Origin of the sequence: Candidatus Syntrophosphaera sp. (assembly GCA_019429425.1) — a bacterium.
Classification (GTDB): domain Bacteria; phylum Cloacimonadota; class Cloacimonadia; order Cloacimonadales; family Cloacimonadaceae; genus Syntrophosphaera.
Window position 1 is genome coordinate 1 of sequence record JAHYIU010000080.1, and the last position, 11,260, is coordinate 11,260.

Sequence of the window (11,260 nt, forward strand, 5' to 3'; positions counted from 1 at the left end):
CGGGCCCGGGCATAGTCCTGCAGGCCATAATGGCAAACTACCTGTAAAACGTTGAACACGGCCATGGCATAGTGGTTGTTGATCTCGCCGGCGAATTGCATGGCCAGTTTAAGCTCTTTCAAGGCCGTTTCAAAGTCCTTTTCCGAAATGGCCAGGAGGCTGAGGACATTGTGGTAGAATTCCTGTTCGTGGCTCAGAGCGAAATCAATTTGTGCGTTTTTTCTGATTAAACGCCGCAGCTTTTTGGGGTTGTGCATCTCGCTAAGATAGTAGAAATAGGTCTTGACCAGCGGATTGATCTCCGGAACGGACCCTTCAATCAGTTTGGGCTCGTTGTCGGTAATGAATTTGTAATAGTGGCCGAAGCCGATGATCTTGCTCTTGGCCAGCGCCAGGTTTCTTTTCACCGAATCAAGATAGCTTTTAGCGTCGATCTGCAAAATCAGGTCTCTGGCCTCCAACAGCTTATGTTCCGCTTCCTCAAACTCGCCCATCTTGATCTTTCCTTCCCCCTGATTGAGCAAAGCCCGGGCCTGAGAAAGGATCTGCTCTTTGGCCAGGGAATACCGCAGCGCTTGCTCGGAATGTTTTTCTGCCAACACCGTGAACCCCTGTTTGAGGTAAAGGTCTGAGATGTTATTGTGGATCCAGCCCAGATGGCGCCTGATGTTGTACCTTTTCCAGATGCTCAGGGCAATGCCAAAATGCTCGTCAGCTTCCGTAACATTTTTCTGCACGCTGTAGAATTCGCCCAATTCGTTATGCAGGGAAGCGAGCCTGATCATGATCTCGGAATCCTGGTTGGGCGGCAGCTGGGATATGAACTCCTCCACAGTTCTGATAGCCGGGTCATGGTCCTTGTTGCGGAAGTGATATAGTGCCAATAAGTTTATGTAACCGATCCTCAGGGCCAGAGGTAGTTCTTCGGCCGCGACCTTGTCTAGGCAGATTTTCATCTTAGGAAGGGAGGAATAAGAATGGATCCTGGCCTGATAGAGGATGGCGCTGACCTTATCTTCAGTATTTGAGGCCAGGGTCTCGGCTTTCAAGAAATGCTTGAGAGCGTTTTTTAAATCCTCAGACAGTAATTTCAAGGTTCCCAGCAGTAGGTGTTTGGCAAAGTTCTCAGGTATTTCGCGCTGATTATTCCAGATTAATTCCGCCGTGGCAAAGGAGCCCGTAGTTTCTGTCAGTTGGTGGAATAGCAGCAGATCTTTGGTTTTCTCTTCCAAACTTATGTTCAGGTCAGGCCGGAAATCGATATTCAAAGCCTCGGCAAGCGCTGCATAGGCCTTCTCCTGAGAGTAATCCTCAAGCAGCAGCTCAACCAGAAGCAGCAGATAGCTACGCTCAATTAGCGCATCACCTGCGATACGGGCATTGCTGATGATTCCCTTGCAGGTTTGCTGATCGGTCAGTTTTTTACCTTGATAGTATTTGATCACCCTCAATGACACCAGTTTCTGCTGTTTGGCCGAACATTCCAAGAAAAACCTATCCTTGGCTTCAGGGAAGGTAAAATGATAGTGATTTCCGCTTTTTTCAAGGATCTCGTTGTATTTTCCCTCGTTGAGCAGGCTGTAGAGCTCATTGTCGGGCACTTTGCAGATATAGCGGATCAGGTCCCTGGAGATGGGAGTCTGCACAACGGCCAGCTTTTGCAGCTGCTTGTAACTGGACGCGGTGAGATGGCTCATTCTGGAATAGATGGAGTGGACCAGGCGGCTGGGCAGAGTGTATTCATCAAGGTTGGCCGGATAACTGAATTCGGTGTCAAAGACAATCTTTTTCCTCAGGGTGAGGTCGATCAAAATCTCCCTTACGAAATATGGATTGCCCGACGAGCGTTTGTGAACCAGAAGGCAAAAATCCTCGGGTACTTCTGTGTTCATGAGTTTGCGGATATAGGATAAGGTTTCGCCGGGCTCGAACATGGGGATGTTGATCAGGATGGTGTGGTCGATCTGGCTCACCTTGTTGAATTCGGTGCAGCTCATCAACACCATGATCCGGTGCTTGACCACCGCTTCCGAGATGAAATTGATGAAATCAATCGTATAGCGGTGAACGTGTTGGATGTTCCTGACGATGAAGATCACCGGCTTGCGGACCGAAAGCTCGATCAACAGGGCTTTGGCAAATTCAAAATCCGCCCTCAGGTCTTCCTGGGTCTGAGTGAGGCCCTTGGCAGCCTGCTCGGACATGAACAAATAACGCCGCATCTTCTCAGAGATCTTGTTCAGCGAATGGTCATGTTCGATCTCTTCCGGAGTGAGCGATTGCAGATATTCTTTGATTAGGGCGAAAAAAGCCTCATGCTCGGTGCGGGTGCAGTTGTAATCAAAAATGAAATAGGACCCGCGCAGGATGTGATAACGGAAGAGGGAAAGGATGCTGTCTTTGCCCAGGCCTTCACCCCCAACCACAGAGATGATCTTGCCGTTGCCGGATTCGACCTGGGGCAGATAGTCCAGTATCTCAGCCGCGATGTTTTCCCGCACGGTATAGCTGTTGAACTGCATTGAATTGACCAGGGACCAGGATACCGAAAACTGATACTCCCGGCCTGAGGTGCGGTTGATGTAATTGATGATCTCTTCGCTGCTCTGGAACCGGTTGTCGGGATTGCGCTCCAACAGGCGCAAACATAGTTTTTCCAGTTGGAGGGGGATGTTGGGGTTCAATTCTGAAGGGAAGATGGGGATGAAATACTGCTGGCTGCCGCTGCGCAGCGCGTTTATCTGCTCCAAGGTGAAAGGGAAACTGCCTGTCGTCAAGCGATAGATCAATACGCCCAACGAATAGAAATCGCTGGAAAAGCCCACCGGTTTGCCCAAGTATATCTCCGGAGCAATATAAGGCAATGTGCCAGACACATATTGGGTGTCCTTGTCAAGCTCAAGCCGGGAAAAGCCATAGTCTATAAGCTTGACATCCAATGTGTTACCATGTGCTTTATAAAGTATGTTCTCAGGCTTGAGGTCCTTATGCATTATGTTTTGAGTGTGTAAGGCGTTCAATGCATAGCAGATCTGGACGATGATGCTGTACAGTTGGTTGACCCTGGACTTGGAGAAGCGGAAGTTGTTCAGGCCCACGCCATCAAAGAACTCGCTGATGAAATAGATATGGTCGCCAACATGGCCGAAATCCACAACATGGTTGAGATTGGGATGCTCGATCTTGGTGATATGGTGCATGTCCCGTGGCTTGAAGTGCTTGTAAAGCTCCTCCGAAGAGAGGTATTGAAAGAGTTTCAGGGTATAGATGCTGTCCGATCTAACGTCACGGACCTTGTATACATTTGCCCAGGAACCGGAGCCAAGGCTTTCCAGCACCTCATATCTATGGTCTATAAACATCTCGGTCTCCCAACAGGTTGTAAATCCCTTATTACACAGCGGCCTGGATTGTCAACTCAAAACTTTCGCTGATCCGCAACATTGGCCGGAGAGGGGTTGGATACTCCCACCACTTGGTCCGGGGGCCAAAGGGGCGTCAATCCGGATCTGAGCGGCCGGATCTCATCGCGCCGGTCGCTTTCCAGCGTTTATGGACCCAAAACCACTGTTCCGGGTAACGGTTGATCTGCTCTTCGATGATGGCGTTCAGTTTCTTGAGGATGAAAGCGTAGTTTTCTTCTGTGTCATCCAGTTCCGGATGATAGATCATCGTCTCAAAGGAGATCTTGATCCCGCCTTCTTTGGTGCGAATGGCAAAACCCGGCACGATGGGCACCTTGTAACGCAGCGAGATCTTGGCCACGCCTTTGTAATGGGAGGCCGGGTAGCCCATGAAATCGAGCACCAGACCGGAACTGCCGGCATTCTGGTCCGCCAGGATGGCCACCATTTCATTCTTGTTCAAATGGGTCAGGATGTCCCGCAAGCCGCGGCGAAAGTCGATCAAAGACACTCCCTGGCGGATGCGGATGGCAGCATTGTAGGCGTCAAAATAGGGATTGTGCTGTTTCTTGACCACAACCGAGAGGGGTATCGAGAACAAAGGCAAAAGCCGGGCTGCCTCCCAATTTCCCAGATGGGCAGTGGCCAGGATCGCGCCCCTGCCCAAGGATAGCGCTTTGTGCACATGGGGTTTTCCACTAATGCTGGTGTTGGCGATCAGTTTTTCTTCCTTGAGCAGATAGATCTCAGCACTGGTGAGTCCCATATTGTAGTAGATCTTCTTCAGCAAGGCTTTGCGCTCGGCGGCCTTCATGTCCGGATAGACCATGCGCAGATGGAGGTCGGCAGTCTTGCGCCTAATGCCAAGGCCGTAGCCTATCCACAGGAACAAGGAGGTGATCAGCCATTTTCCCCAGGTGTAGGGGATAAGCCTCAGCTTCCAAAGCACGAAGCGGAACAGGATGTACTCTATCCTGTTGGTGAGGTCATTCCGTTTCAAATTTTGTACCGGATGTGAAGTTCGGTGTTCGGCTTCAAGCTTTCAGGGCTTCCAGTTTTTTTTCCAGCACAGCTTTGGGGACCACTCCGATCGTGGTGTCTTTCAGGACGCCATCGACAAAGAACAGCAGGGTGGGAATGCTCATTACTCCGTGTTTGGAAGCCACTTCGGGATGCTCATCCACGTTCAGTTTGGCGAATTTAATCTCAGGATTTTCCCTGGCCAATTGATCGATGGTGGGCGCGATCATCCTGCAGGGACCGCACCATGCGGCCCAGAAATCCACCAGCACGGTACCATTGGCTATCTCAGCGTCAAAGTTTGTATTATCCAATTCCTTGATCATTTCAATTCTCCTGATAGTTGTAGTACCCATAATCTAAACGCCTTGGCGCTGGATGCAAATTCATTTGTCAGCTGTGGAGGCACCGCTGGGGCCACAGAATGCGGGGAGTTAAATTAGCAGTCCCAAGCCATGATTGCCAATTTATCTTGACAAATTTCCCGCTACGCGTATCTTATACCATAGATGTGCATCAAACAAGGAGAAAACAATGCCCGATAACAAAACTGAAAAGAAGACCGAGAAAGGTTCTCTCAGCATCCACACCGAGAACATCTTTCCCATCATCAAGAAATGGCTTTACTCGCAGCATGACATCTTCCTGCGGGAACTTATCTCCAACGCGGTGGACGCGATCAACAAGCGCAGGTATGCCGATCCGGGTTTCAAGGCTGAGGACATGAAGATCGAGGTCAAGCTGGACGCGAAAAAGCGTACGATCGAGGTCTCCGACACCGGCATCGGCATGAGTGCCGATGAGATAAAAAAATACATCAATCAGATCGCCTTTTCCGGCGCTGAGGAGTTCATCTCAAAGTTCAAGGACGTCCAGAGCAATATAATTGGCCACTTTGGCTTGGGCTTCTATTCCAGCTTCATGGTCGCGGAGAAGGTGACGATAGATTCGCTTTCCAGCGCTCCAGACAGCGTTCCGGCCTTTTGGGAGTGTGACGGCAGCACTGAATACAAAATGAAGGCCGGAAAGCGCGCCGAGATCGGGACCACGATCACGGTTTACCTCAATGAAGACTCCGGGGAATATGCCGAAGAAAGCAAAGTGAGGGAGATCCTGGAACGCTATTGCAATTTCATGAGCTGGCCGATCATGTTCAAGGACAAACAGGTCAACCAGCAGGAAGCGCTCTGGAACCGCAAGCCCATGGATGTCACTGATGAGGAATACATCGAGTTTTACAAGAATGTCTGGCACGATTATCACGATCCGGTGTTCTGGATCCACCTCAATGTGGATTTCCCCTTCAACCTGCGCGGTATCCTCTATTTCCCCAAACTCCGCAATGAGCCGGAGTTCTTCAAGGGACAGGTGAAACTCTTCTGCAACAACGTGTTTGTCGCGGACAACCTCGAGGATTTGATCCCGGAATTCCTGCTGCTGCTCAAAGGCGGGATCGACATTCCGGAAATTCCGCTCAATGTTTCACGCAGCTTTTTGCAGAATGACGCCCAGGTGCAAAAGATCAGCAAATACATTGTCAAAAAGGTGGCCGACCACTTTGCCGAGACATTCAAGTCCGACCGCAAGAAGTATGAGCAATACTGGGAGGACATCAATACCTTCATCAAGTTCGGCCTGCTGAAAGAGGATGATTTCTTCACTGCGATGCAGGACATGGTGATCTTCAAATCCGCCAGCGGCGATTATGTGACTATCGAGGAATACAAAGCCCGCAACCACGCAGCCGAGGGCAAAAGTAGGATCTGGTACGCCTCCGGGGAAGACACCCAGGTCAGCTACCTCAGCCTGATGAAAGAGCAGGGCATCGAGGTCATCTTCCAAACCTCGCCCCTGGACACCCATCTTTACCAGCAGTTGGAAGCCAAGCTGGAAAACATCGAATTCATGAGCGTCGACAGCGAATTGAACAATCTTTTGGTGAATCAGGACAACCAGGAACTGGTCGACTTGGAAAACCGGGCCGATTCAGACAAGCTCAAGGAGATCTTTTACAAGGCCCTGAACCAGCCGCTTGAAGCTTCTTTCAGCAAGGACAGCTATGCCGAATACCTCAAAAAGCACCCCAAGGCCGCGACGGTCCTTACTCCCCACCTGATCCAGCAAGGCGAACAGACCATCATCAAGCCCTACGAGATTCCCTTCGCCGCGCGGGAGGAACTTGGCCCGGAAGCGTTAAAAGACCTTTTCGACCATGTCTACACGGAGCTCAAGGTCGAGGTGAAAAGCCTGAAATCTCCGGACATCCCCTCCATGATCGTCTTCAGCGAATACATGCGCCGCTGGCACGACATGGACCTGGTGATGCGCAACCAAAGCTCGGACATGCTCAAATTCCACACCCTGGTGGTCAACCAGGAAAATCCCGTGATCAAAAAGATTTTGGAACTGGACGCCTCGGGAAGGAAGGAGGAAGTGGAAACCCTCTGCTCCTACATTCACGACCTTTCCCTGCTGGAACAGAAAGCCTTCAGCGGGGAGGAGCTGAAAAACTTTCTCGGCAAGGCCAACAAGATCCTCAATTATCTATAGGCAAGAAGTTATTTGAACTCCTACTGAATAGTGAGGTAAGCGGGGCGATTTCGGTCGCCCCTTTTACAAACCAACTGGATGTTAGGATCAGTGCGGCCTTTTCCGAATAAAGAGCAGAATGCAGGCCAGCAGCAGGGTCCCGATGCCGGACATCACCCCGGCCAGCAGCAGCGGGGTCGTATAGCTGTTGGTCAAGCCATGCAGATAAGCCCCGGTGGGGATTGCTAAAGCCCCAAAGCCATAGGCGGAAAAGAGCAGGCCATAGTTCACTCCCAGATGCATCACGCCGAAAAACTCAGAGGCCAGCACCGGAAACAGGGCCAGCGTGACCCCGATGCCAATTCCCAGGACGATGCCGGCAAGATTGAGCAGGGCCAGGGTGTTGATGTAAAAAGGCAGGATCAGGAACACGGCGGTCTGCAGCACATAGACCATCACCATCAGTTGCAAGGCGCCGATCTTGTCGCTCAGGATCCCGGCCAGGGGCCGGCTCACGCCGTTGGTCAGGGCGAAGAATGACAGGGGTATTGCGGCTTGCAGCGGATCGAGATTCAACACCTCCTTGCCGAAGGAGGGCAGGATCCCGATGATCATCAGGCTGCCGAAGACCACCATCAAGAACGACAGCCAGGTGAACCAGAAAAGTTTTTCCTTCAGCATCTGCCGGGGATGCACGTCCTCCAGGATGCTGCTGGTTTGGCCTGTGAGGTGCATCGTTCCGAAGAGGTGGGTGAACCAGTCTTCGTCGGGAAACCGCACCAGCCGGGAGGCGTACCAGAGCACGGCAAAGGTTATGACCGCAAGCAGGATGAAGGTTCCGAAGATGCCGAACAGCGGCAGGGCGACCTTGGCCTTGAACGGGGCGAAAAAGAATGAAGCCAGCCCAAAGCCCATGACACCCAGCGAAACGGCCAGGCCCGGATGGTCGGGAAACCAGCGCCGGATCGGCGGCGCGATGCAGGAATAGGTGACCCCGCAAGCGATTCCGCCCACCACGCCGTAGGAAAAGACCAGCCACCATTTACTGACGGTGAAATGGACCAAAGCGCTGAGCAGATAGGCGATCAGGAATAGCAGGGCTCCGATCCTGAGCTGTTTGCGCAAGCCCAGTTTTTCCTGCAGCTTGCCCCCGGGGATCATCATCACGGCAAACACCACCATGAACACCGAGAGGGGCAATGTGGCATCGCTTTTGGTCCAGCCGAACTGGCTTTGCATCGGCTCGACGAAAACGCCCCAGGAATAGGAAAGGCCTCCGACCATGGCAACCAGAAAACCGCCCCAAACGACTTTCCAGCGTGCTCTCCAGATCGGATTCTTGTCGGTCATTCAGGTTCTCCGGTTAGCTCCGTTCTTTCCCCGGGCACAATGCATCAATCATCAAGATTCCGTTTCGCAACATCTGCCTGAGGGATTCTTTGCAAATGGGGGAGACCCGGCTTGTTCGGGCCAGGTCTCCGTTTCAAACATCTATGATTTTCGGGTGTATTGCCTATTCGGGTTTGTCTGCTTCCGGGCCGGTAGTGTCTTTGACCTTCTCGACGGTTTCTTCCACCTTCTCGTTGGCGTCTTCGACAGCGTGGCCGTATTTCTCGTCCAGATCAGCGTCTTCGATCTTGTCTTTAAGCTTATCGTAAGCGCCGCCGACGGCACCGGCAACGCTTGTCCCGGCCTGGGTCACGGTGTCTTTGGCCTTGTCAAAGGCGTTTTCCATCTTATCCGGGATGACGTTGGATATCTGTTCCTGGGTCAGCAAGGGAGTTTTTCGGCCGGCCAGGAAAGCCAAAATGCCTGCCACCAGGAAACTGAACAGGGCCAGGTAATAGCCGAACTGCATTTTGATGGTTATCAAACCGGCCAACTCGCCGCCGGCTGAACCGATCACCTGCTTGGTTACGCCGCCTCTGACGAGGAGCAGGGCCAGAAAACCGATTATAGCCAACACCAGGGGCACGATGAAGGAACGCTGGTCCATGATCAGGGCGGTCACCAATCCGGCGATCGCGGCCAAGAGCGCGATGATGGCCAGAAAACTTGGTTTCATGGGCCGGGTCTCGGCTTCCTCAGCTTCCGTGGCTTCCCCATCAGCCTCAGCTTCCGGGGCCACAATTTGCATGGCATCGGCCAGGCCTTTGGTCATGTCTTCCATGGCCTTGAGCTCGACCTTGCCGCCGGTGGCCATCTTCAGCCCGGAGATCGAGGCAATGTCCTGTTCACCGCATCTGACCACCATGAATGGCAGCAGGAAGGCGATTATCACAATGGCGAAAAAGATACCTGATATTTTCACGATATCCTCCCTTTTCGTATTTAAAACAAGCAAATCCGGAACGGAAAATAATGTCAAGAAAAAAATCCCCTCAATGATTCTGACCCGTACCTGCATCTGTTTTGCGGATAATATCGCCGTGAAAAAAAACACTTGACTTTTGCCCGGCCCCGGCTTGCCTGGAAGCATGAAGAAGATTATCCACATCGATATGGACGCCTATTTCGCCGCCATCGAGATCCGGGAAAATCCCGCTTTGAAGGGGAAATGCGTGATCGTTGGCGGTTCTCCCAACAGCCGGGGGGTGGTTTCCACCTGTTCCTACGAAGCGCGTAAATTCGGTGTTCACAGCGGGATGAGTTCGCATCAAGCCTGGAAGCTCTGCCCCGAGGGAATCTTCGTGCATTCCCACTTTCATCTCTATAAAGAGGTTTCGGAGCAGATCCGCCGGATCTTTCATTGCTACACGGACCTTGTGGAGCCGTTGTCCCTGGATGAGGCCTATCTGGACGTGACCGAAAACAAGCTCGGCGAACCAGACGCCGAACAGATTGCCAGGCAAATCAAGGCTGATATTCTGTCCGTTACCAGGCTAACCTGCTCTGCCGGAGTTTCTTTCAACAAGTTCCTGGCCAAACTCGGCTCTGAACTCAACAAGCCGGACGGATTGTGCGTAATCACGCCGGAGAACGCGAGCCGGATCCTCTTCGCCCTGCCCATCGAAAAATTCCACGGCATCGGCCGGGTCACGGCAGCCCGGATGCGCAAGCTGGGGATCCTCAACGGAGAAGATCTTTTCAACCGCGAGCTCAGGGAACTGATCCGCCAGTTCGGCAAGACCGGGGTCTATTACTACCAGGTGGTGCGGGGCATAGACGATCGCGAGGTGGTCATTGATTCCGAGCCCAAGTCCGTAAGCTGCGAAAGCACCTTCCACGAGGACCTCGGCGACATCGAAGAACTGCTTGGCGAATTGCGGGAACTGGTGGACAGGCTGGTCAACCGCATGTCTTTCAAGTCCATCCTCGGAAGAAATCTGGTGCTTAAGCTCAAGTATGACAACTTTGAATACATCACCCGGTCCTGCCATCTGCCGGAGCCCACAGCCGATAAAAGCGTCATCTTCGAGTATGCCCAAAAACTCCTCATCGCCAATTGGGAGGAAAACCGTAATGTCAGGCTGCTGGGAGTGGGGGTGGGCAGGCTGGACCTGGGGTCCAGGGATGGCTGCGAGCAACTGGAGATCCCGGTTTGATCATGTCAGTTTTGCATTATCTCTATGTAGATCCATAAGTAATTGATAGTTATGCGATAATTACCATATTGCGGGTTTACGCTCATACAGGTGCCATAACATATTGATGTCCATACATTTCCTTAATACGCACTCCTGTGGCTCCCCTTATCAATACGGTGTCAATACGGACTCATTACGGACAAAGTCCGTAATGAGTCCGTATTGATAGCGTAATGATCAGGAGGGCGGAGCAAGAAATATGACTGGATATAAAATGCGGAGGATCGGAATCCCCTGCCTCTGAGTTTTTTCTAGCCAGAGCTTTCCAAAGCTCTGCAAGCACCAATCCCGTAATTAGGCCAAGAAACTGAGGATCGGAGTATGCTGCTACGGGGTTCTGGCCCCAGTTTTTTGCCAGAAGTTGCTGGCGATGATGATGAACAGGCCGATGAGGGTGGCGGGGTGGATGCTTTCGCGGAGGATGAGGGCGATGAAAACCAGCGAGATGAAGGGTGTGAGGAAGATGAGGTTGGAGACGGCGGCGGTATTGGAGCTTTTTTCCAGGGCTTTTTGCCAGAGGATGAAGGTGAAGCCCATCTCGAAAACGCCCACGTAGAGGGCGCCCAGGATCCCCCAGGCGATCGAGGCGGAGGGGGTGAAGAGGCCGGCGGGATTGAGTTTTCCCCGGAGCAGGGCGTAAAGCGCGGTGGCCAGAGTTCCCACCAGGAAATTTAGCAGCAGTTTGCTCTCCGCGGGGCGCTTGTCTTTCATGTTCAGGAT

8 protein-coding genes are annotated in these 11,260 nt (G+C 52.2%); 2 read left to right on the top strand and 6 right to left on the bottom strand.

The features are described from left to right. The 3 genes from K0B87_07995 to trxA form a co-directional block, all read right to left on the bottom strand. Nucleotides 1-3,362 (bottom strand): protein kinase (locus K0B87_07995; GenBank protein MBW6514681.1); only part of this gene is annotated, 3,362 nt, incomplete at its 3' end. 136 nt (nt 3,363-3,498) lie between these two features. Next, complete coding sequence (locus tag K0B87_08000; protein ID MBW6514682.1) at nt 3,499-4,404, bottom strand: lysophospholipid acyltransferase family protein; 906 nt, start codon at nt 4,402-4,404, stop codon at nt 3,499-3,501. Between the two features lie 34 nt (nt 4,405-4,438). Then, a complete protein-coding gene (gene trxA, locus K0B87_08005; protein ID MBW6514683.1) occupies nt 4,439-4,750 on the bottom strand; it encodes a thioredoxin in 312 nt (103 codons plus the stop codon). Nucleotides 4,751-4,958: 208 nt separating this feature from the next. Here trxA and htpG point away from each other — a divergent pair, with 208 nt between their 5' ends. Next, the gene (gene htpG / locus K0B87_08010; protein MBW6514684.1) at nt 4,959-6,974 is read left to right on the top strand and encodes a molecular chaperone HtpG; all 2,016 of its coding nucleotides are present in this window, start codon (nt 4,959-4,961) and stop codon (nt 6,972-6,974) included. An 87-nt stretch (nt 6,975-7,061) separates the two neighbouring features. On the opposite strand, the gene K0B87_08015 is transcribed toward htpG, so the two are convergent. Together K0B87_08015 and K0B87_08020 are read right to left on the bottom strand one after the other, a co-directional pair. Next, a complete protein-coding gene (locus tag K0B87_08015; protein ID MBW6514685.1) occupies nt 7,062-8,303 on the bottom strand; it encodes an OFA family MFS transporter in 1,242 nt (413 codons plus the stop codon). A gap of 163 nt (nt 8,304-8,466) precedes the next feature. Continuing rightward, the gene (locus K0B87_08020; GenBank protein MBW6514686.1) at nt 8,467-9,264 is read right to left on the bottom strand and encodes a hypothetical protein; all 798 of its coding nucleotides are present in this window, start codon (nt 9,262-9,264) and stop codon (nt 8,467-8,469) included. Between the two features lie 166 nt (nt 9,265-9,430). On the opposite strand from K0B87_08020, the gene dinB reads away from it, so the two are divergent. After that, nucleotides 9,431-10,498, top strand: coding sequence for a DNA polymerase IV (dinB, locus tag K0B87_08025; GenBank protein ID MBW6514687.1), 1,068 nt, complete (start codon nt 9,431-9,433; stop codon nt 10,496-10,498). 369 nt (nt 10,499-10,867) lie between these two features. On the opposite strand, the gene K0B87_08030 is transcribed toward dinB, so the two are convergent. Next, on the bottom strand, nt 10,868-11,260 hold a 393-nt coding region (locus tag K0B87_08030), incomplete at its 5' end, for a DMT family transporter (GenBank protein MBW6514688.1).

Coding starts and splice junctions, on each gene's coding strand:
- trxA (MBW6514683.1), bottom strand. CDS start 4,750: ATGATCAAGGAATTGGATAATACAAACTTTGACGCTGAGATAGCCAAT.
- K0B87_08015 (MBW6514685.1), bottom strand. CDS start 8,303: ATGACCGACAAGAATCCGATCTGGAGAGCACGCTGGAAAGTCGTTTGG.
- dinB (MBW6514687.1), top strand. CDS start 9,431: ATGAAGAAGATTATCCACATCGATATGGACGCCTATTTCGCCGCCATC.
- htpG (MBW6514684.1), top strand. CDS start 4,959: ATGCCCGATAACAAAACTGAAAAGAAGACCGAGAAAGGTTCTCTCAGC.